The 26,213-nt window shown below is 65.6% G+C and carries 24 protein-coding genes; 10 read left to right on the top strand and 14 right to left on the bottom strand.

Annotated elements, in window-relative coordinates:
• Window positions 1-54 precede the first annotated feature (54 nt).
• Complete coding sequence (locus I6F28_RS18945; RefSeq protein WP_524536108.1) at window positions 55-1,296, top strand: ABC transporter substrate-binding protein; 1,242 nt, start codon at window positions 55-57, stop codon at window positions 1,294-1,296.
• Window positions 1,293-2,048 (top strand): SDR family NAD(P)-dependent oxidoreductase, encoded by a 756-nt coding sequence (locus I6F28_RS18940; protein WP_225140486.1) that lies wholly within the window; start codon window positions 1,293-1,295, stop codon window positions 2,046-2,048. The genes I6F28_RS18945 and I6F28_RS18940 overlap by 4 nt, the downstream gene beginning before the upstream one ends.
• Window positions 2,049-2,160: 112 nt before the next feature.
• Here I6F28_RS18940 and I6F28_RS18935 read toward each other — a convergent pair whose 3' ends face one another.
• Window positions 2,161-2,505 carry a phospholipase D-like domain-containing protein gene (locus tag I6F28_RS18935; protein ID WP_225140485.1) on the bottom strand — a complete coding sequence of 115 codons (345 nt, stop codon included), beginning with the start codon at window positions 2,503-2,505 and terminating at the stop codon, window positions 2,161-2,163.
• 298 nt (window positions 2,506-2,803) lie between these two features.
• On the opposite strand from I6F28_RS18935, the gene I6F28_RS18930 reads away from it, so the two are divergent.
• Window positions 2,804-2,992 carry a hypothetical protein gene (locus tag I6F28_RS18930; protein WP_036039966.1) on the top strand — a complete coding sequence of 63 codons (189 nt, stop codon included), beginning with the start codon at window positions 2,804-2,806 and terminating at the stop codon, window positions 2,990-2,992.
• Between the two features lie 50 nt (window positions 2,993-3,042).
• Here the strand turns inward: I6F28_RS18930 and I6F28_RS18925 are convergent, their stop codons facing one another.
• Both I6F28_RS18925 and I6F28_RS18920 read right to left on the bottom strand, forming a co-directional pair.
• On the bottom strand, window positions 3,043-3,579 hold the full coding sequence (locus I6F28_RS18925) for a P-loop nucleotide/nucleoside kinase family protein (protein ID WP_109145337.1): 537 nt from the start codon (window positions 3,577-3,579) through the stop codon (window positions 3,043-3,045).
• 90 nt (window positions 3,580-3,669) lie between these two features.
• Complete coding sequence (locus I6F28_RS18920; RefSeq protein WP_225140484.1) at window positions 3,670-4,434, bottom strand: IclR family transcriptional regulator; 765 nt, start codon at window positions 4,432-4,434, stop codon at window positions 3,670-3,672.
• Between the two features lie 213 nt (window positions 4,435-4,647).
• On the opposite strand from I6F28_RS18920, the gene purD reads away from it, so the two are divergent.
• Both purD and I6F28_RS18910 read left to right on the top strand, forming a co-directional pair.
• The gene (purD, locus tag I6F28_RS18915; RefSeq protein ID WP_225140483.1) at window positions 4,648-5,931 is read left to right on the top strand and encodes a phosphoribosylamine--glycine ligase; all 1,284 of its coding nucleotides are present in this window, start codon (window positions 4,648-4,650) and stop codon (window positions 5,929-5,931) included.
• 204 nt (window positions 5,932-6,135) lie between these two features.
• Window positions 6,136-7,038 carry an alpha/beta fold hydrolase gene (locus tag I6F28_RS18910; protein WP_225140482.1) on the top strand — a complete coding sequence of 301 codons (903 nt, stop codon included), beginning with the start codon at window positions 6,136-6,138 and terminating at the stop codon, window positions 7,036-7,038.
• Window positions 7,039-7,142: 104 nt separating this feature from the next.
• On the opposite strand, the gene tadA is transcribed toward I6F28_RS18910, so the two are convergent.
• Window positions 7,143-7,601, bottom strand: coding sequence for a tRNA adenosine(34) deaminase TadA (gene tadA, locus I6F28_RS18905; RefSeq protein ID WP_225140481.1), 459 nt, complete (start codon window positions 7,599-7,601; stop codon window positions 7,143-7,145).
• Window positions 7,602-7,718: 117 nt separating this feature from the next.
• Between tadA and I6F28_RS18900 the strand changes: the two genes are divergently transcribed.
• Window positions 7,719-9,734, top strand: a complete 2,016-nt coding sequence (locus I6F28_RS18900; protein ID WP_225140480.1) for a pseudouridine synthase — start codon at window positions 7,719-7,721, stop codon at window positions 9,732-9,734.
• Between the two features lie 2 nt (window positions 9,735-9,736).
• Window positions 9,737-10,294 (top strand): 16S rRNA (guanine(966)-N(2))-methyltransferase RsmD, encoded by a 558-nt coding sequence (rsmD, locus tag I6F28_RS18895; RefSeq protein ID WP_225147360.1) that lies wholly within the window; start codon window positions 9,737-9,739, stop codon window positions 10,292-10,294.
• Window positions 10,295-10,376: 82 nt separating this feature from the next.
• Here rsmD and mutL read toward each other — a convergent pair whose 3' ends face one another.
• Window positions 10,377-12,191 (bottom strand): DNA mismatch repair endonuclease MutL, encoded by a 1,815-nt coding sequence (gene mutL, locus I6F28_RS18890; RefSeq protein WP_225140479.1) that lies wholly within the window; start codon window positions 12,189-12,191, stop codon window positions 10,377-10,379.
• A 316-nt stretch (window positions 12,192-12,507) separates the two neighbouring features.
• Here mutL and I6F28_RS18885 point away from each other — a divergent pair, with 316 nt between their 5' ends.
• Complete coding sequence (locus I6F28_RS18885; protein WP_225126843.1) at window positions 12,508-12,816, top strand: hypothetical protein; 309 nt, start codon at window positions 12,508-12,510, stop codon at window positions 12,814-12,816.
• A gap of 56 nt (window positions 12,817-12,872) precedes the next feature.
• Here I6F28_RS18885 and arfB read toward each other — a convergent pair whose 3' ends face one another.
• The 7 genes from arfB to I6F28_RS18850 form a co-directional block, all read right to left on the bottom strand.
• The gene (arfB, locus tag I6F28_RS18880) at window positions 12,873-13,289 is read right to left on the bottom strand and encodes an alternative ribosome rescue aminoacyl-tRNA hydrolase ArfB (RefSeq protein WP_027575820.1); all 417 of its coding nucleotides are present in this window, start codon (window positions 13,287-13,289) and stop codon (window positions 12,873-12,875) included.
• 119 nt (window positions 13,290-13,408) lie between these two features.
• On the bottom strand, window positions 13,409-14,776 hold the full coding sequence (locus I6F28_RS18875; protein WP_036009252.1) for a M16 family metallopeptidase: 1,368 nt from the start codon (window positions 14,774-14,776) through the stop codon (window positions 13,409-13,411).
• Entirely contained in the window at window positions 14,773-16,167 is a 1,395-nt protein-coding gene (locus I6F28_RS18870) for a M16 family metallopeptidase (protein WP_370057809.1), read from the bottom strand. Before I6F28_RS18870 ends, I6F28_RS18875 begins: the two co-directional genes overlap by 4 nt.
• A gap of 205 nt (window positions 16,168-16,372) precedes the next feature.
• Window positions 16,373-17,101: a hypothetical protein gene (locus I6F28_RS18865; protein WP_225140642.1), complete on the bottom strand. Its 729-nt coding sequence runs from the start codon at window positions 17,099-17,101 to the stop codon at window positions 16,373-16,375.
• A gap of 96 nt (window positions 17,102-17,197) precedes the next feature.
• Window positions 17,198-17,692, bottom strand: coding sequence for a signal peptidase II (gene lspA / locus I6F28_RS18860; protein ID WP_036027098.1), 495 nt, complete (start codon window positions 17,690-17,692; stop codon window positions 17,198-17,200).
• A gap of 10 nt (window positions 17,693-17,702) precedes the next feature.
• On the bottom strand, window positions 17,703-20,711 hold the full coding sequence (gene ileS, locus I6F28_RS18855) for an isoleucine--tRNA ligase (RefSeq protein ID WP_225140478.1): 3,009 nt from the start codon (window positions 20,709-20,711) through the stop codon (window positions 17,703-17,705).
• A gap of 203 nt (window positions 20,712-20,914) precedes the next feature.
• A complete protein-coding gene (locus I6F28_RS18850) occupies window positions 20,915-21,886 on the bottom strand; it encodes a bifunctional riboflavin kinase/FAD synthetase (RefSeq protein ID WP_036027101.1) in 972 nt (323 codons plus the stop codon).
• Between the two features lie 230 nt (window positions 21,887-22,116).
• Between I6F28_RS18850 and I6F28_RS18845 the strand changes: the two genes are divergently transcribed.
• Window positions 22,117-22,512 carry a response regulator gene (locus tag I6F28_RS18845; RefSeq protein ID WP_008567674.1) on the top strand — a complete coding sequence of 132 codons (396 nt, stop codon included), beginning with the start codon at window positions 22,117-22,119 and terminating at the stop codon, window positions 22,510-22,512.
• Between the two features lie 217 nt (window positions 22,513-22,729).
• On the opposite strand, the gene I6F28_RS18840 is transcribed toward I6F28_RS18845, so the two are convergent.
• Window positions 22,730-23,584: a TIGR01459 family HAD-type hydrolase gene (locus tag I6F28_RS18840; protein WP_225140477.1), complete on the bottom strand. Its 855-nt coding sequence runs from the start codon at window positions 23,582-23,584 to the stop codon at window positions 22,730-22,732.
• Window positions 23,585-23,599: 15 nt separating this feature from the next.
• The gene (locus I6F28_RS18835; RefSeq protein WP_225126840.1) at window positions 23,600-25,072 is read right to left on the bottom strand and encodes an EAL domain-containing protein; all 1,473 of its coding nucleotides are present in this window, start codon (window positions 25,070-25,072) and stop codon (window positions 23,600-23,602) included.
• A 295-nt stretch (window positions 25,073-25,367) separates the two neighbouring features.
• Between I6F28_RS18835 and I6F28_RS18830 the strand changes: the two genes are divergently transcribed.
• The gene (locus tag I6F28_RS18830; protein WP_225140476.1) at window positions 25,368-26,207 is read left to right on the top strand and encodes a class I SAM-dependent methyltransferase; all 840 of its coding nucleotides are present in this window, start codon (window positions 25,368-25,370) and stop codon (window positions 26,205-26,207) included.
• Window positions 26,208-26,213 lie beyond the last annotated feature (6 nt).

Below are 26,213 nucleotides of genomic sequence, written 5' to 3'. Positions count from 1 at the left end.
TGCGGGCGGCGAAAATTGGGAAGAAACACGCACAAGGCAAAGGAGGGTCTGCCCATGGCAGCACGATTTCGAGTGAGCCGCCGCCGGCTGCTGGCTGGCGCCGGCGGATTGGCGTTAGGCATGGCGGGGCTCGGTGCACGGGCGCAAGAAGCAAAGCCGCTCCGCATCGGCGTGCTGACGGATATGTCCAGCCTCTATGCCGATGTCACCGGCCCGGGCTCGCTGCTGGCGGCAAAGATGGCGGTCGAGGATTTCCAGGCATCGTCTCCCAAGATGACCCGGCCGATCGAGATCATCAGCGGCGACCACATGAACAAGGCCGATCTCGGCGCCAACATCGCGCGCGAGTGGATCGACCGGCAAGGCGTCGATGTCATCGTCGATGCGCCGAATTCGGCCGTCGCCCTCGCGGTGCGCAACGTCGTGCAGCAGAACAACAAGACGCTGCTGGTCTCCGGCGCCTCGTCGTCGGACCTGACCGGCAAGTCCTGCTCGCCCAATCTCGTGCACTGGACCTACGACACCTACGCGCTCTCGTCGGGTGTCGCGCGCGCCGTCGTCGAGAGCGGCGGCAAGAGCTGGTTCCTGCTCACCGCCGACTACGCCTTCGGCCACGCCATGGAAGGCGACATCAAGACCGTGGTGCAGAAATTCGGCGGCAAGGTTCTCGGCGGCGTCCGCACGCCGATCAACACGCAGGATTTCTCATCCTTCCTGTTGCAGGCGCAAGCTTCGAAGGCGGAGATCATCGCCTTGATCAATGCCGGCGGCGATACCATCAACTCCATCAAGCAGGCGGTCGAATTCGGCATTCCCCAGGGCGGTCAGCGCGTCGTGGCAACAGTGCTGTATCTCAGCGACGTCCACTCGCTCGGTCTGAAGATTGCGCAAGGGCTGCAGTTCACCGAATCCTTCTACTGGGATCTGAATGACGACACCCGCGCCTGGACCAAGCGCTTCGCTCCGCGCAACAACGGCCGTTATCCGACCGCGCTGCATGCGGGCGCCTATGCCACGACGCTGCACTATCTCAAGGCCGTCGCTGCGCTCGGCGCCTCCAGCGACGGCAAGGCCGTGGTCGAGCAGATGAAGAAGCTGCCGACCGATGATCCCCTGTTCGGCAAGGGCAGCGTGCGCGCCGACGGTCGCAAGCTGCACAACATGTATCTGTTCGAGGTGAAGACTCCCGGTGATTCCAAATATCCCTGGGACTATTACAAGCTGGTCAAGACCATCGCGCCGTCCGAGGCCTGGCGGCCGCTGGCGGATGGCGGCTGCGAGTTCCTGAAGTCGTGAGTGGCACTGATCGGCCGGTCGCGCTGGTCACGGGCGGCGGGGGCGATATCGGGCGCGCCATTGCGCTGAAGTTGGCGCAGATGAGCGCTGCGGTCGCGATCGTCGACCGCGACGAAGCGGCTGCACGCGCCACCGCGCAGCTGGTCGAGGAGGGCGGGGCAAGGGCGCTCGCCATCCGCGCGGATGTCTCCCTCGCTCAGGATACGATCGCATTCGTAGAGGCGACCGAAGCACGTCTGGGGCCGATCGGCATCTTCGCCAACAACGCGGGCATCGAGGGTGTCGTCGCGCCTCTTCACGAATATCCCGACGAAACGTTCGATCAATTGCTGCAGGTGAACGTCAAGGGCGTGTTTCTCGGCCTCAAGCACGTGATCGCCAGGATGATGCAGCGCGGGACGGGCGCAATCATCAACACCGCATCGACCTCGGCGATCCGGGGACGCGCCGGCCTCGCCGGCTATGTTGCCTCCAAGCACGCCGTGCTCGGGCTGACACGCACGGCGGCGCTCGATGTCGCGGAGACGAGGATCAGGGTCAACGCCGTTCTGCCAGGGCCGGTCGAGTCGCGCATGATCCGGGAATTGGAAAGCCGGGCGCGTGACGGCGCCATAGCGTTGCGCCGAAACGTTGCAAGCACGCATGGGCGGCCGCAGGATGTCGCCAACGTCGTTGCTTTTCTCGCGTCCGACGAAGCTGCACACGTGAATGGTGCGGCCTGGGTCGTGGATGGCGGAATGACGCTGGCGTAAGGGCGTGTACGCATCAAAGCCTGTCCGCCTCCGGAGGAACGAAGCGGAATTCTTCTGATCGGCCAGCATTACCGCTTGTGACCCGAAAGTGGGAAGCGGCTGCCAACCGCTGCTAATCTGAAAGGCGAACGACTAGGCTTTTGCAATGAGGTTCGCCAAAATCGCGAGCCCAAGCCTCCTTCTCGTTGATCTCTGGCTGTAGCGCCGCCAGGGCTGTCGGCTGCCAATACTTCCTCATCTCACCAAACGGCAATGCGTCAGTCTCGGAATCTATGCCAACAAAGGGAAGCAGATCGGGGTCCCGCTCATCGAGGCGTGCAGCCATGGCAAGCGCAACGATCCTCCGCGCACCTTCGATGTAAGTGAGCCTTCGAGCAAGCATGTCTTGCGCGGTCGTGAGAATCTCCCGGCGGGCAGCCAAAATCGCTGTTTCGTTCCAACTCATCGCACCCAACATTTGAGCGTGATCTATGGAGCGCTCTTAACACATCAAACTCACAATGTCGCCTTCTGGCCCAGCTGAGCTTGTCGCCTAATCCGGCGACGCCGGCTTGACCCGAGGCAGACGTTCGAGCGCTGTTGGGCCCGCGTCGAAGCGTGCTTGGCGCATCGATGCCGGGTGTGTCGCGGCTCGACCAAGAGCGTCAACGGAATTGGGAACAATGTCCAGGCGATCCGATTGGAACGTTGGTACGTCCATCCGGGATAGACCAGCGAGCTTCCTGGGAGGCGTCTTTATCAGGGAGGAGCCACCAATGGATGACGAACGAAAATCATCAAAGGCGGGCGAACGGGCCGCTGAAGGCTTGCGGGAATCGACGTCCAAGGACGAAGCGAAAAACGAGAGCAAGATGGGGCACGATCTGGCCAAGGGAGCCGATCGATTCGAAGAGCGCTCGAAAAGCTCCGATGGAAAAAGCGCAGAAGAGAAACAAAAAGGGTGAATCCAGGCCGCAAATCAAACCTGATCTCATCACGCTTTAGTCTAGGTCTCTCACTTAGCCTTTGCCGAGATCAGGCTTGAGATAGCCTCGGCACTCTCGGACGGCTTCAGATGACCTGCATCGAGGGTGAGGGCGGGCTGGGGCATTGATGCCATGCAGGCATCGAACTGCGGTCGGAGTGTGCGCAGTAGCGACAGGTCCCGCATCTTGCCGAATGCGGCACGATCTTCATCGACCAGGCGTCGCTCTTGCTCTGCCTGTTCCAGGTGAAGTGCTACGAAGATGACCTCACCGCCATTGCGCTCCACTAATTCTTGTACTCGGATCGGAAAATCGCCAGCCACCGTTGGCTCGGGGGCGAATGTGAATATCAACGATCGCCTCTGCTTGGCAGCTTCCTCAAACACGGCCATCCAGAATTGTTCACGTAAACGCGCGAATGCCTCCGTGCCAAACGGAAACACCGCGCCAACTGCATCGACGACAAGGTGATTGTGAAACAGCGCAATCCCTGTCCCGGAGGCAAGATGGCGCGCGATAGTCAGTTTTCCTGAGGCGACTTGCCCATAGATGAAAATTAGCTGCATCGGATCATAATATCACAGGGACTCCCTCGAAGGCTTCTCCTGGAATCGCCATGTCCAGGCATGGCGGCGCCTACAATGTCGGCTATCGCGTCAAGAAACGCCGCCGATCTTCTCGGACACGATCCTGGCGGCGCTACGCAGCTCCGCGGCGATGGTGCTGGCCTCGCTTGCCGGGATCTGATCCTGCCTCACCAGCGGCACGGTCATCGCGGCCACCGCACGGCCGGAGACTTCGATGATAGGGCAGCTATAGGCAAGGATGCGCGTATAGCCGTCGTCGTTGGAGAAGTTTCCTCCCTCCGCTGAAATGCGGTCGAGCGCGGCAAGTGCCTTCTTGATGCTGATCCGATCATTAGTCGCGATGACCTGCGCCAGCTCCTGGCGGCGGCCCTCGAGCTGAAAGGCCGCCAGAACCTTCGCCGAAGCGTATTGCTGGGTGAGCGGAAACACCGCGCCGACCTTGACCGACCAGCCCATCAGCCATTCCGGCTCGATACGGGCGATCACCATGAACTGCTCGCCGTGCAGCACCGTCAGGTGGCAGGACAGTTGCACGCGGGAGGCGAGTTGCTCCATGACCGGCAGCGCGGCCTTCAGCAGCCGCTCGGTCGGCGGGAATTGCGAGGCGATGCGGAACAGCTTCAGCGTCAACGTGTATTCGCCGGTCGCGGGGTCGCGCGCGACATAGCCCCGGCGCTCCAGCGCCACCAGCATCCGGAAGATCTCGCTGACGGAGCGCCCGACGCGTTCGGCGAGCTGCTTCTGGCTCATCCCGCGTGCAGCGCCCGCCAGCGCCTCCAGAAGGTCCAGCCCTTTCTCCAGGGCGGGCGCGCCCGGTTGCGGCTTCTCAGTCATTCTTTGGGCCTTGTTGGATCAGCGCCCGCGAGCACACGGGGAAATGCAATTCCCGTGTAGCCGATCGCTCGCATGGCGAAAAGTCATTCGCCAGCAAGCGCCTGGAATGATCGAGCACATCGAATGGCGGGGAGTTCGCACCGTTTCCTCTTGAGCCCCACCCCGATTCATGCGACCTCCGCCTCCAGCAAAACCCCTCATCCTGAGCCCTCGATGCACATTCTCCTGCTTGGTTCCGGCGGCCGCGAACATGCCCTGGCGTGGAAGATCGCAGCCTCTCCCCTGGTGACCAAATTCTGGTGCGCGCCCGGCAATGCCGGCATCGCCAGGGAGGCGGAATGCGTGGCGCTCGATGTCGCCGACCATGCCGCCGTGATCGACTTCTGCAAAAAGAACGCGGTGGAGCTCGTGGTGGTCGGGCCGGAGACGCCGCTCGCGGCCGGCATCGTCGATGATCTCAGCGCCGCCGGCATCAAGGCGTTCGGGCCGAGCAAGGTCGCGGCCCAGCTCGAAAGCTCCAAGGGGTTCACCAAGGCGCTGTGCACCGAGTTCGGCATTCCGACCGGCGCCTACAAGCGATTCACCAATGCCGATGACGCGCGCGCCTATGTGCAGAGCCAGGGCGCGCCGATCGTGGTCAAGGCCGATGGCCTTGCCGCCGGCAAGGGCGTCGTCGTTGCGAAAACCGTGCGCGAGGCCGAGGACGCCATCGCCATGATGTTCGAGGGCGCCTTCGGCGAGGCCGGCGCGGAGGTCGTGATCGAGGAGTTTCTGCCGGGCCGCGAGATCAGCTTCTTTGCGCTGTGCGACGGCGAGACGGCGATCCCGCTGGCCTCCGCCCAGGACCACAAGCGCGTGTTCGACCACGACGTCGGCCCGAACACCGGCGGCATGGGCGCCTATTCGCCGACGCCGCTGGTCACGCCCGCCGTCCACGACGCGATCATGGCCAAGATCATCCTGCCGACGGTCGCAGGCATGAAGCAGCGCGGCACGCCGTTCCGCGGCGTGCTCTATGCCGGCATCATGCTGACGACGCAGGGGCCAAAACTGTTCGAGTTCAACGTCCGCTTCGGCGATCCCGAGTGCCAGGTCTTGATGCTGCGCATGATGAGCGACATCGTGCCGGCGCTGCTCGCCGCCTGCGACGGGGAGCTGAAGCACTTCGACCTGCGCTGGCACAAGGAATCCGCGCTCACCGTGGTGATGGCGGCGAAGGGCTATCCCGGCGACTACCAGAAGGGCACGCGCATCCAGGGGCTGGAGGAGGCCGCCAAGGTCGACACCGTCGAGATCTTCCACGCCGGCACGGTTGAGAAGGACGGCGCGATCCTCGCCAATGGCGGCCGCGTGCTCAATGTCTGCGCGCTGGGGGCGACTGTGACGGAAGCGCAGGCGCGCGCCTATCAAGCCGTCGACCGCGTCGACTGGCCGGACGGTTTCTGCCGCCGCGACATCGGCTGGCAGGCGGTGGAGGCGGAAAAGGCCAAAAATTAGCGCGTCATTGCGGACGGCGCCCCCAAAAGCGCCGGTCCGGAATCGCGACGTTCGCGTCACCGCGCCGCCACATCTACAATCCAGAATGTGCAATCAGCAGTTGGGGTTAGTTGCCCCGACGATAATACCGGTACTGTGCATGGGGTTGTTTTCGACACTTTTTTGGCGAGCGGCCCCGCGACCGACCAACAAGGATGCAACAAGATGTCCGATCTCGCCGACCTCTATCCGGGCTTTGCCGCCGAATGGATCGATACCTCGTTCGGCCGCATCTTCGCCCGCGTCGGCGGCAAGGGCCCGCCGCTGCTGCTCCTGCACGGCTTCTCCGAGACCCACGTGATGTGGCACCAGGTGGCCCCTGAGCTCGCGGAAGCGTTCACGCTGATCATCGCCGATCTGCCGGGCTACGGCTGGTCCGACATGCCCGCCAGCGATGCGCTGCACATCCCCTACTCTAAGCGCGCCATGGCGAAAGCCATGGTCGAGGTCATGGAGCGCCTTGGCCACGTGCATTTCGCGCTCGCCGGCCACGACCGCGGCGGCCGCGTGTCGTACCGGCTCGCGCTCGATCATCCCGGCCGGCTGTCGAAGCTCGCCGTGCTCGATATCCTGCCGACCTATAATTACTGGGAGCGGATGAACCGCGCCTATGCCTTGAAGATCTATCACTGGACCTTCCTGGCGCAGCCCTATCCGCTGCCGGAGACGCTGATCGCAGGCCAAGGCGAGTTCTTCCTGCGCTTCAAGATGGCGAGCCAGACCAGGTCGAAGACGCTGGACGCGATCGACCCGCGCGCGCTCGAGCACTACCTCGCCCCGTTCCGCGATCCCGCCCGCATCCACGCGATGTGCGAGGATTACCGCGCCGGCGCCCATTTCGACTACGACCTCGACAAGGCCGATTTCGAGGCGGGCAAGAAGATCACGATCCCGATGCTGGCCCTGTGGGGCAATGCCGGCGTGGCCCAGGCCGCCGCGACGCCGCTGGACACGTGGAAGCAATGGGCCACGAACGCCTCCGGCATGCCGGTGGATTCCGGCCACTTCCTCACGGAGGAGAATCCCGATGTGACAGCGAGGGCGCTGCGCGAGTTCTTCTTGGCCTGACGATCTTGTAGCCCGGATGGAGCGCAGCGAAATCCGGGATTCTCTCCTCGCCGCGGCACTGTCCCGGATTGCGCTTCGCTCCATCCGGGCTACGCGACTCCGACCTACCGCCGCTCCCGAAAGAACTCCTTCAGCAGCCGCGCCGCCTCGCTCTCGCCGACGCCGGAATAGACGTCCGGCGTGTGGTGACAGGTCGGCGAGGCAAAGAACCGCACGCCTGACTCCACCGCGCCGCCCTTGGGGTCGGCCGCGCCGTAATAGAGCCGTCTCACCCTTGCAAACGAGATCGCGCCCGCACACATGGTGCAGGGCTCCAGCGTCACGTAGAGGTCGCAGTCGATCAGCCGCTCGCTGCCGATCTTCGCGGCGGCCGCGCGCAGCGCGATGATCTCGGCATGGGCGGTCGGATCATGGTCGGTCAGCGTCCGGTTGGCGCCGGTGGCGATCACCTCGTGATCGCGGACCACCACGCAGCCGATCGGAACTTCGCCCGCTTTTCCGGCATTTTCGGCCGCCAGAAGTGCCAAATCCATGAAAGAAGGGGCTTTCATGCCTCGTATCATCGCCAGAAACCTGCTACTAGCTCCGCCTTCAGCAAGAGTGGATACCGATTTTGCCTGAGCATGCGGCTCGCAGCGAGCGCGCACAATGCTCGCGCCACCCCTTAAGTGAGATTAGTCATGCCTCGCGACAGCGACAAAGACAACGATTCCCGCGGCCGGCGAGGCCCGGCCAAAGGCCGTAGCGGCAAGCCGCGCGGGCCAGAGAAGAAATTCGCCAAGCGCAGCTTCGAGGGCAAGGGTGAGGGTAAGGGCGCGCGCGACAGCCGCCCGCCCCGTGGCGACCGTGACAGCCGTCCATTCCGCCGCCGCGAGGAGGGCGACGCACCGCGCCGCGATTTCAGCGACCGTCCCCGCTTCAAGCGCGACGACCGCGGCAGTGAAGGCCGCGGCGAGCGCAGCTTCAAGCCGCGCGGCGATCGCCCGTCCTTTGGCCGCGGCGATCGTCCGCCCCGCAGGGATCGCGACGATGCACGCTCGGCCGGCCGCTCCAGCGACAGGAAGTTCGGCGACAAGAAGCCCTACGCGCCGCGCGGCGACCGTCCAGAGCGCAAGTTCGACGGCGAACGGAAATTTTCGCGAGGCGGGCCGGATCGCCAACGCGACCGTGGGGATCGCGGACGCGACCGTGGGGATCGCGGACCGCGCGAGGATCGTGGCGAACGTAGCTTCAAGCCGCGCGGAGACCGCCCGAATTTCGATCGCGGTGATCGCGCACCGCGCGGGGATCGCCCGCGCAAGAGTTTTGATAAGGATTTCGGCGGCCGCGATCGCGGCGACGAGAAGCCCTGGCGTCAGCGCGACGATCGCCGTGAGGGCGGTCGTGGCGAGGACCGTCCGCGTTTCTCTCGTTCGCGCGACGACCGCGCATCCGGTGACCGCCCGTTTCGCGAGCGGCCGAAATTCGATCGGCCCCGTGACCGCGACAGCGAACGCGGTGACCGTCCGAAGTTCGATCGCCCACGCCAGCGCCCTGAAGGCCGCATGGACTGGCAGGAGCATCCGCGCAACGAGGGCCGCTTCCGCGACCGTCCGCGCCGCGACAACGAGGACGACAGCAGGATCTTCGAGAAGCGTCCCGCCTTCGGCGGCCGCGGCGCTTATCGCGAGCGCGATCGTGATTTCGAGGGCCGGCCGCGCCGCGACGACGCGCCGAAGCCGAAGAAGGCCGGCGAGCGCATCGCCAAGGTGCTGGCCCGCGCCGGGCTTGCCTCGCGCCGCGATGCCGAGGAGATGGTCACGCAGGGCCGCGTCACCGTCAACGGCCGCGTCATCAACTCGCCCGCGCTCGACGTCACCAAGAACGACGTCGTCATGGTCGACGGCAAGCCGTTGCCGGAGCGCGAGCGCACGCGCCTCTTTCTCTACCACAAGCCGCGCGGGCTGATGACGACGCATGACGACCCCGAGGGCCGTCCGACCGTGTTCGACAATCTGCCCGAAGGCCTGCCGCGCCTGATCAGCGTCGGCCGGCTCGACTTCAACACCGAGGGCTTGCTGCTGCTCACCAACGATGGCGGCCTCGCGCGCACGCTCGAGCTGCCCGACACCGGCTGGCTGCGCCGCTACCGCGTCCGCGCCCATGGCGACGTCACCCAGGCGCAGCTCGACCAGCTCAAGAACGGCATCGAGATCGAGGGCGTCAAGTATGGTCCGATCGAGGCCACGCTGGAGCGCGACCAGGGCGCCAATGTCTGGCTGGTGTTCGCGATCCGCGAGGGCAAGAACCGCGAGGTGCGCAATGTCTGCGCCCATCTCGGCCTCGAGGTGAACCGGCTGATCCGCGTCTCCTACGGACCGTTCCAGCTCGGCGAGATTCCGGAAGGCCAGGTCGAGGAGATCCGCGCGCGCGTGCTGCGCGAGCAGCTCGGCGACAAGGTGATCGAGAAGTCGGGCGCGCAGTTCGACGCGTCCTCGAAGTCATCTTCGCGCATCGACGACGCGACCAGCGAGAAGAAGCCCGCCAGCAAGCGCGCCGTCATCAACGACCGCAAGGGCCGCCGCGTGCTGGTGCAGCGCACCGGCAGCGAGGAGGCGCGCGAGCGCAACGAGATGGAGGCGAGCGGCTACGGCCCGCCGCGCCGTCCCAAGCGCGGTTATCACGGCAAACGCGACCTGACGCCGCGGGAGGATTGAAGTTGCGCGTCGTCGGCGGTCGTTTGAAGGGGCGCAATCTCGCCTCACCGTCTTCGCGTGACATCCGCCCGACGGCGGACCGGTTGCGCGAGTCCGTGTTCAACATCCTCGTGCACGCCTATGACGATCCGATTGCGGATGCGCGCGTGCTCGATCTCTTCGCCGGCACCGGCGCGCTCGGCATCGAGGCGGCCTCGCGCGGGGCGAAGTTCACGCTGTTCGTGGACAACGGCGCGGAGGCGCGTGCGCTGTTGCGCAACAATGTCGAGGCGCTCGGCCTCGGCGGCGTCACCAAGGTGTATCGCCGCGATGCGACCGATCTCGGCCCCGCGCATCCCGTCGAGCCGTTCTCGCTGGTGTTCCTCGATCCGCCCTATGGCAAGGGCTTTGCCGAGAAGGCGCTCGCGAGCCTTCGCGACGGCGGCTGGCTCACGCCCGGCGCGCTGCTCGTGGTGGAAGAGGCGAAGGCCGCGCAGTTCGTGACGCCTGAAGGTTTCGAGGAGCTGGAGCGGCGCGCCTATGACGACACGGAGTTTGTGTTCTTGCGTAGGGCGGATTAGCAAAGCGTAATCCGCCACTGTCTCTCACTGCGGACGCAGAAGAGGTGGATTACGCCTTCGGCTAATCCACCCTACGGCACCGTCACCGCCGCCCGAACAGCTTCTCCACGTCGCTGAGCTTCAGCTCGACATAGGTCGGCCGGCCGTGATTGCACTGGCCGGAGTTCGGCGTCTCCTCCATCTCGCGGAGCAGCGCGTTCATCTCCTCCGGCCGCAGCCGGCGGCCGGCGCGCACCGAGCCGTGGCAGGCCATGGTCGCCGCGACGTGCATCAGGCGGCGTTCGAGCGGCAGCGCCTCGTCCCATTCGGCCATGTGCTCGGAGAGATCGCGCAACAGGCCGCCGGCATTGGTCTTGCCGAGCAGCGACGGCGTCTCGCGCACCGCGACCGCGCCGGGGCCGAAGGATTCGATGGCAAGGCCGAACGATGCCAGCTCCTCGCTGCGCTCCAGCAGGCGCTCCACAGTGGCCTCATCCATCTCGACGATCTCGGGGATCAGCAGGATCTGCCGCTGCACGCCGTTGGCGGCGAGCGAGGCCTTCAGCCGCTCGTAGACGATGCGCTCATGCGCGGCGTGCTGGTCGACGATGATCAGGCCGTCGCGGGTCTGCGAGACGATGTAGGTCTCGTGGATCTGCGTGCGCGCCGCGCCGAGCGGGCGATCGACGAGATCGCCGGCGGGTTGGCTCTCGATCCGCACGTCAGCACTGGGCGCGCCGACGTCGAAGGCAGCCTGCGCACGCTCGGCGAAGGCGGGCGCGGCGGCGCCTTCGAACGACGGCATCGGCGCCACCGGGGCGGCTGGCGAGGCGCGCCAGTCCCAGCTTGCCGGACGTGGCGGCGTGAAGGCTGGGCGGAACGAGGACAGCGCGCTCTCGCCGCTATTGGCGGCGGTGCGGCGGCCCTCGCGCGCCAGCGCTTCCTTCAAGCCATGCACGATCAGCGCGCGGACGAGGCCGGCATTGCGGAAGCGCACCTCGGTCTTGGCCGGATGCACATTGGCATCGACCTCGCGCGGATCGAGCGTGACGAACAGCGCAAGCACCGGATGGCGGTCGCGCGGCAGATAGTCGGAATAGGCCGCGCGCACGGCGCCGAGAATGAGCTTGTCGCGCACCGGCCGGCCGTTGACGAAGAGATATTGGCCGAGTGCGTTGGCCTTGGTCAGCGCGGGAGCCGCGGCATAGCCGGCGACCACGACGCCCTCGCGCTCGGCATGGACCTCGATGGCGTGGCTGCGGAACTCGGCGCCGAGGATGTCGCCAAGCCGAGTCAGCCGTCCGGCCGCGCCGGGCAGCGCCGCGGTCCAGGTCACCGGTGCGCGCTCCTCGCCGGCGAGCGTGAAGGCGATGTCGGGCCGCGCCATCGCGAGGCGCCGTACCACTTCGCGGATGGCTTCCGCTTCGGTGCGGTCAGTTTTCAGAAACTTGAGCCGCGCCGGCGTCGCGTAGAAGAGGTCGCCAACCTCGACGCGCGTGCCATGCGCCAGCGCCGCCGGCATGATCCCGGACTTCTCGCCGCCCTCGACCGACAACGCCCAGGCGTGCGGCTCGCTGGCGTGCCGCGTGGTGATGGAGAGGCGCGCCACCGAGCCGATTGAGGGCAGGGCCTCGCCGCGAAACCCGAGGGTGCGGATCTGCAGCAGGTCCTCGTCGTCGAGCTTGGAGGTGGCATGGCGCTCGACGGCGAGCGCAAGGTCTTTTGCGATCATGCCGCTGCCGTCGTCGGTGATGCCGATTCGCCGCCGCCCGCCGCCGTCGGTGAAGACGTCGATGCGGCTCGCGCCGGCATCGATAGCGTTCTCGACCAGCTCCTTGACCACGCTCGCCGGACGTTCGACCACCTCGCCGGCGGCGATGCGGTTGACGACCTGTTCTGGCAGCTGGCGGACGGGCATGAGGCTCACTCGGCGAATATTCTCAAGTCTAATGCCGCGCAGCGACAAATGCATGGGTCAGGTCGAGCTTCCCACACCCGAAATGGGGGACATTTTCGGCGCGCCTCGTCCGTCGGGAATGCTTGGCATGTTCCGCGCCGCCGCATATGAGGAGCACAATTCCGCGAAAGCGCCGCGAAAACCCTAAACGATCACCACACGACGCGGCTTGCATCACACCGCGCCGTTCGAACTCTCTTTGCGATGAACCGGTCCGGTGCAGGCGAACGGTGCAGAAGGCAACCGACGGTTCATCGCGACATTCCAGGAGAAATGGATGAAGTTGGTGAAGACCTCTGCGATCGCTTGCGCTCTCGCGGCCCTCGTTGCAACGCCCGTTCTCGCCCAAGGCACCTCGTCTGGGACGAGGCCTGGCGGCACCGTACAAAGCAAGCCCATGCAAGGAGGCGCGTCAGGCAGCGAGGATGAGGATCTCGGTGCACAGCAGGGCGCAGCCGGCGAGAAGGTCGGCATGAAGTCGGGCAAAGGCACGAAGGGGTCCGTCGGGACCACCGGCAGCGCGACGCGCAAGGGCACCACGGACGATGCGGCGACCGGCGGTGCTGCGGCCGGCAAGCGCTACTGACGCCAGCTCGCGAACGGCAAATCTCCGGTCGCTCGCGCGACCGGAGGTTTTTCGCATCAATCGTCGAAGCTCCGGCCGCGGCCGGCCTTGATGTCGCTGCGGCGTTTCTTGCCCTCGAGCCGGCGCTGCTTGGAGGCGAAGGTCGGCCGCGTCGCACGGCGAGGCGTCGGCCGGACCATGGCCTCCTTGAGGATCTCGACGAGACGGTCGATGGCATCCTGACGGTTGCGCTCCTGAGTGCGAAAGCGCTGAGCGTGGATCACGATCACGCCGTCCTTGGTCATGCGCTGGCCGGCAATGCGGGCAAGGCGCAGCGCCGCGTCCTCGGGCAAGGTCAGCTTGCGCGTGTCGAAGCGCAGCTGCGCGGAGGTCGCGACCTTGTTGACGTTCTGCCCGCCCGGGCCGGAGGCGCGGACAAAGCCGATCTCGATGTCGTCCTCGTCGATGACGAGATCGCGGGATATCCGCAGCATGCTGGCACCATTCGTGATGTCAGGACATACCGCGGACATCCGTCGTCAGCAATGGCGCTGCCGTGAAACGCAAATGGCCGGGATGGCCCCGGCCATTCAGGAAACGTCGAGAAAAGAGATCAGTTCGACTTCGTCGCCGGTGCAGCCGCCGGTTGCACGGCGGCCTGCGGGGCCCGGCCGACGACGACGGTCAGCAGCCCCTGGCCCCAGAGCCGCTTGGCGGCCGCCTTGGCATCGTCCAGCGTCACGGCGTCGACGATGGCGTTGCGCTTCTCGATATAGTCGATCGGCAGCTTGTCTTGCTGATATTGCAGCAGCGCCTGTGCCAGCTTGGACGAGGTGTCGAGCGCCAGCATCTGCGAGCCCTTGAGATAGGACTTGGCCTCATCGAGCTCCTTCTGCGTCGGGCCCTCCTCGGCGATGCGGCGCACCTCCTGTTCGATGGCCTCGATGGTGTCGCCGGCGCGGTCGGCGCGGGTGCCGGTATTGCCGATGAAAATCGCCGAGTGCTGCATCCAGAGCAGCGACTCGTACACCGAATAGGCCAGTCCGCGCTTCTCGCGCACCTCGCGATAGAGCCGGGACGATAGGCCGCCGCCGCCGAGGATGTGGTTGACGACGTAGGCCGCCATGAAGCTCGGATCACTCCGCTTCACGCCGGGTCCGCCGAAGGTGATCACCGTCTGCGGCACGTCGAGGGTCACGAAGGCGCGTTGCGGCGGCTTTGCAGCCTCGACGTCGGGGACTGGCGTCAGATTGGCTTTGGCGGGCAGGCTGCCGAAGGTGTGGTCGAGCAGCTTTCCGAGCGTAGCCGGATCGACGTCGCCGACGACCGCAATCTTGAGGCCATCCCTGGCGAGGACACGGCCGACATAATTCCTCAGGTCGGCAATTGTGATGGTCGGCACGCTGTCGAGGTTGCCGTTGCTCTGCCGGCTGTAGGGGTGATCGCCGAACGCGAGCTCCAGAAACTTGCGGCTCGCCAGCGAGGTCGGATTGGTGGTCTCGCGGCGCAGGCCCGATATGACCTGCGAGCGGATGCGTTCGACGTCGGCCGTGTCGAAATGCGGCGAGGTCAGCGCCATCCTGAGCAGGTCGAAGGCCTCGTCCTTGTTGTCGCGCAGCATGCGAAGGCTGCCCCGGAGGGTGTCGCGGGTGGCGTTGAAGGACAGCTCGATGGCGCGGCGGTCGAGCCGTTCATGGAACGTCTTGGAATCGAGATCGCCTGAGCCTTCGTCGAGGAGAGAGCCGACCAGATTGGCAACGCCCGGCTTGTCCTTGGGGTCCTCCGCCGAGCCCCCGGCGAAGGAATATTCCATGGCAATCAGCGGCACGGTTGCGTCCTGCACGAACCAGGCTTCGATGCCGCCCGGCGAGATCAGGTGCTGGATCTTTGCGGCGGCCTGCGACGGCGAGACCGCAGAGAATGCGAGGACCGCGCCGGCGGCAACGGAGAATGCAATGCGGCGAACGAAGGAATAGGTCACGAGCGCTTCTCCTCGCGCTTGGCGGTTGCAGTGTCCTTGATCAGGTAGCCGGTCACCGAACGCTTCTTCTCGAGCCATTTCTGCGCAACGGCGCGGACCTGCTCGGCGGTGACGGCGCGGATGCGATCGGGCCAGCTCCTGATGTCCTCGATCGACAGGCCGGTGGTCAGCGCGCCGCCGTACCAGCGCGCCAGCACAGCCTGGTTGTCCTGGGCGTAGATCGCTTCGGCAATGAGCTGGGTTTTGACCCGCTCCAGATCCTCGGCGCGGATCGGGTTCTGCGCGACGTTGGCGAGGACCCCGTCGACCGCCTGCTCGACCTCCGAAAAACTGACGCCGGGTTTCGGTGCAGCCGAGATCGCGAACTGGGTCGGGTCGAGCGAGATGCTCGAATAGCTGGCGCTGGCGGAGACCGCGAGCGGCTTGTCGACCACGAGGGCACGGTAGAGATAGGAATTGCTGCCGCTGCCGATCAGCTGCGCCAGCACGTCGAGGGCCGCGCTCTCGCCGGCCGCGGCCGTGGTCGCCGAGGGCACGAGATAATAGCGCCGCATGTTCGGCTGCTCGACGCGCGGGTCGGCCAGCGTGACGGTGCGCGGGGCGGCGGGCTCCGGCTCCTGCGGACGAACGCGCCGCGCCGGGATCGCGGGCTGCGCGGGGATCGAGCCGAAATTGCGCTCGACCAGCGGGCGGATTTCGGCGGCGTCGACGTCGCCGGCGATCACCAGGATCGCGTTGTTCGGCGCGTAGAAGCGACGATAGAAGGCGAGCGCATCCTCGCGATCGAGCTTCTCGATCTCCTGATGCCAGCCGATCACCGGCCGCCCGTAGGGATGGTTGAGATAGAGCGCGGCCATGATCTGCTCGTTCAACCGCGCATCCGGATTGTTGGCGACGCGCATGTTGTACTCTTCGAGCACGACGTCGCGCTCGGGCAGCACGTTCTCGTCCTTGAGGACGAGGCCCGTCATGCGGTCGGCCTCGAACTCCATCATGGTCGGCAGCTGCTCTTTCGGCACGCGCTGATAGTAGTTGGTGTAGTCGACCGAGGTCGAAGCGTTCTCGTTGCCGCCGACACGCAGCACGGTCTGGGAGAATTCGCCTGCCGGATGCTTCGCGGTGCCCTTGAACATCAGGTGCTCGAGGAAGTGCGCGAGGCCGGACTTGCCGGGCGTCTCATCGGCCGAGCCGACTTTGTACCAGATCATCTCGGTGACAACGGGGGTGCGGCGGTCCGGGATCACCACGACCTGCATGCCGTTGGCGAGCGTGAAGCTGGCGGGCGGAGCCGATGTCACCGTGGTCTGGGCAAGGGCGGCGCCGGCCGAAAGGACACTCGTCGAAAGCAGCGCGGCAAGGAGGCAGGCAGCCGATCGGTAAGAGGACATCATGATCCCTGGTTGTGAGGTGCCGAGCCCGGATCTCCGGCTCGGAGGGCACGGCAGGCTACACCGTGCGGCTGAGGCTTCGCGTCACGAAGCAGAGAACTCAACGCTTAGGCAAGTTACTGATAAGCAATTTTGAACGCGGTGGGCGGACATGCACCGCCCGACCCTCGCTTCGCCTGGGTCAGAATGTCGCGACAGGACAGGAACGCTATTGTTCCTTCTCCTTGCCGGATCGGACGTCGAAATAGGTCCGCTTCGAATTATCCGGGCCGGCGCCGTAGGCGTAGTTCGGCGACGGCGTCTGATATCCCGGCGGCGGCTCCACCAGCGATTGGCGTGGCGGTTCCGACGTAAACTGCTTGGACTCGGGCCCGTTCCCTTTGAAGAGTTTCCACAGCCCTCCGGTATATCCGAGTTCGGCAGGGCTCATCGTCGGATTGGCCACGTTGGTGCCCGGCTGGACCGGGTCATTGCCGGTCTTTTCGGCGGCGGCCGTCCTATGGGCGTTCAACTCGGCGGGCGACAGCGGCTGGGCGTTCTTCCAGTACTCCGTTGCCTTGTTACCGGACTTCTTCCGCTGGGCGATGGCCTCCTTGCGGCGCTTCTCGTCGGGGTCCTTCGGCCAGTTCGGCGCAGCCGCAGCCTCGGCTGCGGCAGGCGGCGGCAGGTCGAGCTTGGGCGGCACGACCAGCGGCGAACGCTCGCGGTATTCGATGCCGGGTTTTTCCATGCTCCGGGCGCCAAGGCCGGTCATCAGGTTGTCGATGAGCTTCTCTTCGAAGGTCATGTCGTCGTCGTCGTCATCGTCGGCAGCACGGGCGCCACCGATCGACATGACGAGGCCGATGCCGAGCGCGACGGCGGCCAATTTCAGTGCCCGCCAGCCCCCCGATTGGGAGCCCCGAACCATCGAACCGCTGGTCTTCGAGCTGCGCATCACCGTACCTGTTTCATATTGTAGCAGATTGCCGCCCACACGCGGCTTCACCCTTGCAAAAGCCGGGTTCCAGCTGCCGGTCCGTATCGGCCGGGATCAGGGCGCTTTTGCGGCGGGTACCCCCAGGAAGGAATCATACAATAGCGCTGCCACCCCAGCAACGATGGCCACGTCCGCGAGGTTAAACACATACCAATTATAGGTATTTCCGGCGATCTCGATGTGGAACAGGGCGAAATCCACCACCGCGCCATAGGCCAAGCGGTCGATGCCGTTGCCGATGGCGCCGCCGATGATCAGACCGAGCGCGACGGTCGCGAGCATGGTGTGCGAGCGGGCCATCCAGATCGCCAGCGCAACCACCGCGATCACTTTGACGGCCATCAGCGCGAGCTGCGCGGCCTGGCTGTCGTTCTGGAGCCAGCCGAAGCTGATGCCGATATTCCAGGCCAGCACCAGGTCGAAGAACGGCGTCACCCGCACTGCGCCGCGACGGGCGAGGTCGAACACGTTCAACAGCCAGAGCTTCGAGGCCTGGTCGGCCACGAGCGTGACCATGGCCGCGAGGATGCCGGCACGGAGCGGGGTCATGGCCGACCGATCAGACGCTCACCCCCAGCGCCTTCCACTCGCGCAGCGCCTTGGCGTCGCGCGGGGTGACGTCGGGGTATTCGGCGTCTTCGCCGACCATCGGCGAGATCTTCCAGGAGCGGGCGCATTTGGTGCCGATCGCCCTCTCCACCACGACCGCGACGCCGGGGACGGCATCGAGGCGGAACGCCGAGGCCGGCGCCTCGCCCTCCCGCACCTCGTAGTTCGAGGTGATGCAGACTTCAGCCAGATCGATGTCGAACAAGGTCGCCAGCATGGCGCGATCGACGACATAGATTACCGGCGATGCCTCGAGCGAGGAGCCGATGTTCTTGGCGGCGCGTTCCAGCTCGAGTGCGCCGGTGACGACGCGACGCACGTTGCGGATCGTCTCCCATTTCGCGGCGAGCTTGTCGTCGCGCAAGGCTTCGAGATCGGTCGGGAACAGCGTCAGGTGCACGGACGGTTCGGCGTCGGGCCGGTACATGCGCCACGCCTCCTCCGCAGTGAAGCTGAGGATCGGGGCCAGCCATTTCAGGGTCGAAGCGCACAACAGGTCGATGGTCGTCAGCGCCGCCTTGCGCGTCAGTGACGAGGGCGGATCGCAATACAGCGTATCCTTGCGGATGTCGAAGTAGAAGGCGGAGAGCTCGCTGTTCAGGAAGGCCGACAGGATCGCGACCACGGTCTTGTAGTCGAACTCCCGGTAGGCCTTGCCGATCGCGGCGGCGCGACCCGAGAGCTCGTGCAGCATCAAGCGCTCGAGCTCGGGCATCTCGGCCGGCGCGATTGCGTCGGCCGGCTTGTAATGATGCAGCGTGCCCAGCATCCAGCGCACGGTGTTGCGCAGCTTGCGGTAGGTCTCGACGGTGTTCTTCAGGATCTCGGGGCCGATGCGCTGGTCGTCGGTGTAGTCGCTGGATGCGACCCAGAGCCTTAAGATGTCGGCGCCAGATTCCTTGATGACGGCCTGCGGCTCGATGGTGTTGCCGAGCGACTTCGACATCTTGCGGCCGTCCTCGGCCTGGGTGAAGCCGTGGGTTAGCACGATGTCGTAAGGCGCGCGGCCGCGCGTGCCGCAGCTTTCCAGCAGCGAGGAGTGGAACCAGCCGCGATGCTGGTCCGAGCCTTCCAAGTACATCACCGTGTCGGCGCCGCCGTCGACCTTGCGCTTGATGCCGGCGAGCCCGGGAAACTGCACGGGATCTTCGAGCACGAAAGCGTGGGTCGAGCCGGAATCGAACCAGACGTCGAGAATGTCATCGACCTTCTGCCAGTCCTCGCTCGCGCGGGACCCGAGGAAGCGCTCGCGCGCGCCCGTCGCGTACCAGGCGTCGGCGCCTTCCTTCTCGAAGGCGTCGCCGATGCGCGCATTGACGGCCTCGTCCTGGAGGATCTCGGCGGAGCCGTCGCCCTTCTCGCGCACGAACACGGCGATCGGCACCCCCCAGGCGCGCTGGCGCGAGATCACCCAGTCGGGGCGTGCCTCGATCATGCCGTTGATGCGGTTCTCGCCGGACGGCGGCACCCATTGCGTCACCGAGATCGCCTGCAGCGCGCGGGCGCGCAGCGTGTCGCCGCTCTTCGTCTTGCCGCCCACCGCGATGTCCTTGTCCATCGCGATGAACCATTGCGGCGTGTTGCGGAAGATCACCGGCTTCTTCGAGCGCCAGGAGTGCGGATATTGATGCTTGAGCCGGCCGCGGGCGAGCAGCATGCCTTTCTCGACGAGCGCCTTGATCACGGCCTCGTTGGCATCGCCCTTCTCGCCCTTGTCGGTGATGACGCGCTTGCCGGCAAAGCCCGGCGCATGATCGGTGTAGGCGCCATTCTCGTCGACGGTATAGGGGATGGCGGTGTTGATGCCGCGCGCGTCGAGATCGCGCGCCGCCGCCATCCAGACATCGAAGTCCTCGCGGCCATGGCCGGGCGCCGTGTGCACGAAGCCGGTGCCGGTGTCATCGGTGACATGGTCGCCAGGCAGCAGCGGCACGATGAAGTCGTAGCCACCGCCGACGCCCTTGAGCGGATGGGCACACTCGATCGCGTCCATGGTGTCGCCGGGGACGTCGCGGACCTTCTCATAAGCCGTCACGCGCGCCTGCTTGAAGACGTCTTGCGCGAGCGCATCGGCGAGGATGAGGAGGTCGCCGTTCCTGGCCCAATTGTCGGCGGGGGCGTCCGTCACCTTGTAGACGCCATAAGCGATCTTCGGCGAGAACGAGATGGCGCGATTGCCCGGCAGCGTCCAGGGCGTGGTGGTCCAGATCACGACGCTCGCCGAGGCGAGCGCACCGTGCGCGGGCGAGGTCACCGGGAATTTCACCCAGACCGTATCGGACGTGTGGTCCTCGTACTCCACCTCGGCTTCGGCCAGCGCGGTCTTCTCAACCACGCTCCACATCACCGGCTTGGAGCCGCGATAGAGCGTGCCGTTTGCGGCAAACTTCATCAGCTCGCGCGCGATCTGGGCTTCGGCCGGATAGCTCATGGTGGCGTAGGGATGGTCCCAATCGCCGATCACGCCGAGGCGCTTGAACTCCTCGCGCTGCACGCCGAGCCAGTGCGTGGCATAGGCGCGGCACTCCTTGCGGAAATCAATCATCGCGGCGCTGTCGCGGAAGTCGGGCTTCTGCTTGCCCTTCTTGCGATAATGCTCCTCCTCGACCTTCCACTCGATCGGCAGGCCGTGGCAGTCCCAGCCCGGCACGTAGTTGGAATCGTAGCCGAGCATCTGCTGGCTCTTGGTGACGAGGTCCTTCAGGATCTTGTTCAGCGCCGTGCCGATATGGATGTTGCCGTTGGCGTAGGGCGGGCCGTCATGCAACACGAACTTGGCGCGGCCCTTCGCACTCTGGCGCAGCTTCTCGTAGAGGCCGATCTCGTACCAGCGCTTGAGGATCTCCGGCTCGCGCTGCGGCAGGCCGGCGCGCATCGGGAATTCGGTCTGCGGCAGGAACAGGGTCTTCGAATAGTCCTTGGCTTCAGACTTTTGGGACTTTTGCGGCTTTTCGGACATGAGGCTGACTGGCTCGGAAGGGGCGCGGGAACGGATGGCGATGCGGAATCGCGGGTGAAACGACGAAATCCCGGTCTTGCGCCGAGCCTTCAGGCTCAGGCGGAAGCCGGGCCGCTAATCCCTATGATGCGCCGCGCAAACATGGGCTCTCCATAGCAGGGGGGCGGAGGAAGCGCAAAGGTCCGGGGGCCCGGTTTCGCCTCTCAATCGATCACGCCCAGGCGCGGAAACGCGTCCGGGGCGGCGGCGAGCATGGCGCGGGCGCGGGCGGAATCGTCGTCCATCTGGTGAATCAGGGCCTCTAGACCATCGAATTTCAGCTCATCGCGGATGAAGCCGATGAAGGCGCAGTCGAGCGCCTGCCCGTAGAGGTCGCCCTTGAAGTCGAACAGGAAGATTTCGAGCAGCGGGGCGCCATTGTCGAAGGTCGGGCGGCGGCCGAAGCTGGCCACCCCGTCCAGCCGCTCGGTGCCGCGGCCGACCCGGACCGCGTAGATGCCGTGCTTGAGGCCGCAATTGGCGTCCAGGCGGATGTTGGCAGTGGGATAGCCGAGGTCGCGGCCGCGCTTTTCGCCGTGGATGACCTCGCCGGTGATGAACCAGGGCGCGCCCAGCATGGTCGTGGCCTCGTCGAGCTGGCCCTCGGCGAGGGCGATCCGGATCGCGCTGGAGGAGACCGGCCGCTCGTCGATATCGACATGCGGCTGGACGTCGACTTCGATGCCGAGCCGGGGCGCCTCGTTGACCAGGAGGCTCGGGGAGCCGACGCGACCCTTGCCGAAATGGAAGTCGTAGCCGACCGCGATGCCGCTGACGCCGAGCCGCCCGATCAGGTCATGGTGAATGAAATCTTGCGCGCTGGTTCCGGCACGGGCCTTGTCGAAGGTCATGACCACGGCGCCGGCAAGCCCGGTACCGGCCAGAAGCCGCAGCTTGGCCCGCTCGTCCGTCAGGCGGAATTGCGGGGTGTTGGGGCTGAAGAACCGTCGCGGATGCGGCTCGAAGGTCAAGGCCAGCGCAGGCCGGCCATGCGCCCTGCCCATCTCCAGGGCAGCCGCGATGACGGCGCGATGGCCGAGATGCACGCCGTCGAAATTGCCCATGGCAACCACGGCGCCCCTCGGAATCGCGGAATCCGGCGTTGTATCGCGGATGACGGTAAAAGGCGGAGCCATCAGGGGAATTCTCGAACCGGGCAGGACCGGCCCGGACCGTGGCGCGACCGGCACCGCGAAGTCAAGCGGCGGGGCGGGCAGACATTGAACACGATTTCAAGCCTTCGGAGCTGACCGCAGTTAACGCGCTGTTTAAGGCCTTGGTGCTAGTCCTTGAGGCGTGGAACTGCCGGGCGCCGGCCTGGCAGGTCCGATCGTAATATTCCTGGGTTTGCGTTGGGGGAGTCGAGATGGCGGTTGATTTGTCGATGCCGGTTCTGGTGGTGGATGACTACAGCACCATGATCCGTATCATCCGGAATCTGCTGAAGCAGCTTGGCTTCGAGAATATCGATGATGCCAGCGACGGTTCGGCAGCGCTGAACAAGATGCGCGGCAAGAAGTACGGGCTCGTGATCTCCGACTGGAACATGGAGCCGATGACGGGCTACGACCTCTTGCGCGAAGTCCGCGCGGATCCGAACCTCGCCACCACGCCCTTCATCATGATCACGGCCGAATCCAAGACCGAGAACGTGATCGCGGCCAAGAAGGCCGGCGTGAACAACTACATCGTCAAGCCGTTCAATGCGGCGACGCTGAAGACCAAGATCGAGGCGGTCTTCCCGGACATGGCGAGCGCGTAAGGGCGCTCTTCGCCGGACAACAATTTTCCGTTTGGAACGTCATGCCCGGGCTTGTCCCGGGCATCCACGTTCTTGGATGCAAAAAAAGGAAGACGTGGATGGCCGGGTCATAGGCGAGCGCAAGCGACGCCGTCCTTCGGACGGCTATGCCCGGCCATGACGGCGTCTGAGGCTTGCCCTTTGGTCTAAGTCCATTGCAGCTGCGCGCGCTCCGCCGTCACCACTTCAATTCGCGCATCAGCGCCTTCGGCGGGTGGCCGAACAGCTCCATGACCGAATTCGGGTCGAGCTGGTCGAGGCCCTCGAACTCCTCGGCATGGATGCCGCGGGTGACGAACAGGCAGTCGATGCCGAATTCGCGGGCGCCGGTTAAGTCGGTGCGGACGGAATCGCCGATCGCCAGCACCTTTTTCCGGTCGATCTGGTAGCCTTGGCGTTCACCGGCAAGCGCCATGGCGCGCTCGTAGATCGGCCGGTGCGGCTTGCCGTAGAAGATCACCTCGCCGCCGAGCTCGCGGTAGAGCTCGGCGATGGCGCCGGCGCAGTAGATCAACCGGTCGCCGCGTTCCACCACGATGTCGGGGTTGGCGCAGACCAGCGTCAGCTTGCGCTCGCGCGCCTGCAGCATCATGCCGCGATAGTCTTCCGCCGTCTCGGTCTCGTCGTCGTAGAGGCCGGTGCAGACGATGTAATCGGCTTGCTCCAGCGGCGCGGTCACCGCATCGAGGCCGCGATAGATCGAGTTGTCGCGCTCGGGGCCGAGCCAGAACATCTTGCGGCCGGGATGCTCGGCGACGTAGAGCCGGGTCAGGTCGCCTGAAGATACGATCGCGTCATAGGTCTCATCGGGGACGCCGAGCTTGCGCAATTGCCGCTGCACGGAGTCGGCAGGGCGCGGTGCGTTGGTGATCAGGATTACCGTACCGCCGCGGCTGCGATAGGTGTGCAGCGCCTCGCAAGCTTCGGCGAAGGATTCCAGCCCGTTATGGACCACGCCCCAGATATCGCTGAGCACGACCTCCACACCGCCCACGAGCTCGCGCAGGCCTTCGGCAAAATGCAGCGCGGTCATGGCGTGCGCGGCCGATCAGATGCGACGAGCGAGCGCTGCGTTGCCGGTGACGCGTTGGGGCGGAGGCGCCGAAGAGGTCGCGCCTGAGTTGGGTGTGGCGGAGCCATTGGATCCTTGAATGTCCTGCGCCTGGTTCGGCGAGGCCCCGCCGGTAGCAGATGCCCCCTCCGGCCGCAATGGCCGGGGCGGTGCGAACAGGAACCCTTGGCCGAAACGTACGTCATAGTCGAGCAGGTCGACCACGGCGCGCTCGCCTTCGATCCGTTCGGCGATCAGATCGATGCCGAAGCGGCCGAGCAGGTCGGAGAGGTCGGACGGGTGGATGTCGGAGGCGGAGGCCTGCTTGGGATCGAGCAGCAGCGCGGCAGGCACCTTGATGAAGCGGACCCCGCGATCGGCCAGCTCGCGCGGTTCGATGCGCAAATCCGTGACATGGTCGATCGAGAAACGGAAGCCGCGCTGGGCGAGCGCCGCGAGGTTCTCGGTCTCGGCGGGGCCGAGATTGCGGAAGGTCGACTGCTTGAACTCCAGCACCAGCGAGGGCGCCAGCGCGCGGTTGGCTTCCAGGAAATCGAGACATTGCGCGAAGGTGGTGGAATTGCCCAGCGTGGACGCCGCGACGTTGCAGAACACGCCGACGTCCTTGTTGCGCACCATCAGGCGCCGCAGCACCTGCACGCATCGCAGCATCACCATGTTGTCGATGCGCCCGATCAGGCCCGAGGCTTCCGCGATGCTGATGAACTCTTCGGCGGCGATCAGTTGGTCGCGCTCGTCGCGCAGGCGCGTCACCGCCTCGTAGAACCGCACCTTGCGCTGCGGCAGCGTGACCATCGGCTGCAGGAAGATATCGATGCGGTTCTCGTCGACCGCATTGCGCAGCGTCGCCAGCAATTGGGTCTGGTTGCGTCCATGCGCGGTCTGAACCGGGGGGGCGGCCTGCACCGTCGGCGACGCCGGCCGTAGCGGGGGCTGCGGAAGCGGAGGAGGAGCGAGCGGCTTCTCCTCGAACGGGGCAGCCAGATCGATCGGCGTTTCCGGCTCGGGCCTTGAGACCGGGGCGGGTGCGGGGGCCGACGCGTGGCCGGCGAGCAGATCCTCATGGGCCGCCACGGTGGTGGCGAGCTGCCTGACCAATCCGCCAAGTTCGTTGATCTCGCCGATGACCGACTGGATGCGGTCGGAATTGGTCGAATTGGACGCGGCGATGCGGCTCTCGACCGCAGCCAGCCGGCGGCCGAACTCGGCCACCTGGCGGGCGAGGTCGGCGGTGCCGCGCGAGAGATCGGCGATCTGGCCGCCGACGTCGCTGCGGTCGCGCAGCCGCATCGACACCGCGTTGTAGAGGATCAGGAAAGTCAGCGCGGTCAGCGCCACGATCGCCGATTCCGTTCCGCTGATGCCAGCGACCGAATAGAGCACGAGCCCGAGCGAGGCCGCGACCAGGACCATGCAGATGGCGATGAAGATCGTCGAAATGCGAATCATGCCGCGCGTTATGCCTTTAAGAGCTGACTGCCTCACCCGGGGAAAACACGGGTCGCTCGACCTCGTCACGCCTCATGCTCCCCCAAGCTTCGATCAGCCTAACATCATTGTTGATTCGAGGGGATAGGACTGTGTCGGAGCCTATTCAGGCCCGCGCGCCCAAAGCGTTTCGTCACACGTCTGCCGGCTCAGGTGCGGAAATCAAGACGCTCTCAGCGGAAAATCATGCCGCCCTCAAGGCCAGCGCGCCGCATGCGCCCTATCGTCCCGGCGTTTTCAACCGCAGGAGATTGCCATGTCGACATCCGCCGCGCTCAAGCCAGCCGCCCCCCAACCTGATCTTGCCGCCGTCAAGCAGCGCCAGCACGGCGCCTGGTCGTCCGGCGATTATGCCGTGGTCGGCACCACCTTGCAGATCGTCGGGGAACAGCTCTGCGAGGCCATTGACTTGCGCGCCGGCAGCAAGGTGCTGGACGTCGCAGCCGGCAACGGCAATGCGACGCTGGCGGCGGCGCGGCGCTGGTGTGACGTCACATCCACCGACTACGTGCCGGCGCTGCTCAAGCGCGGGCGCGAGCGCGCCATGGCCGAACACCTCGCCGTCGAGTTCCGCGAAGCGGATGCCGAGGCGCTGCCCTTTGCGGATGCCGCCTTCGACGTCGTGCTTTCCACTTTCGGCGTGATGTTCACACCGGATCAGGACAAGGCCGCTTCCGAGCTCGCGCGGGTCTGCAGATCCGGCGGCAAGATCGGCCTTGCCAACTGGACGCCGCAAGGCTTCATCGGCCAGCTGTTCAAGACCATCGGCAAGCATTTGCCGCCCCCGGCGGGCGTGAAATCGCCCGCCATGTGGGGCACACCGGCACGGCTCGAGGAGATGTTCGGCGGCGTGGCCGCGGAGATCGCCGCCGAGCCGCGCATGTTCGTGTTCCGCTATCGTTCGCCGGACCATTGGCTCGAGATCTTCAAGACCTTCTATGGCCCCACGCTGAAGGCGTTTGCCGCGCTCGACGCGAACGGGCAGGCCGCGCTGGCGCGCGATCTCCTGGCGCTGCTAGAAGAGTTCAACCACGCCGATGACGGCACGATCGTGGTGCACAGCGAATATCTGGAAGCCGTGATAACCAAGCGCTGATCGCGC

This window comes from Bradyrhizobium sp. NBAIM14 (assembly GCF_020193895.1).
Lineage (GTDB): Bacteria > Pseudomonadota > Alphaproteobacteria > Rhizobiales > Xanthobacteraceae > Bradyrhizobium > Bradyrhizobium yuanmingense.
This window is presented reverse-complemented; position numbering and strand designations above follow the sequence as displayed.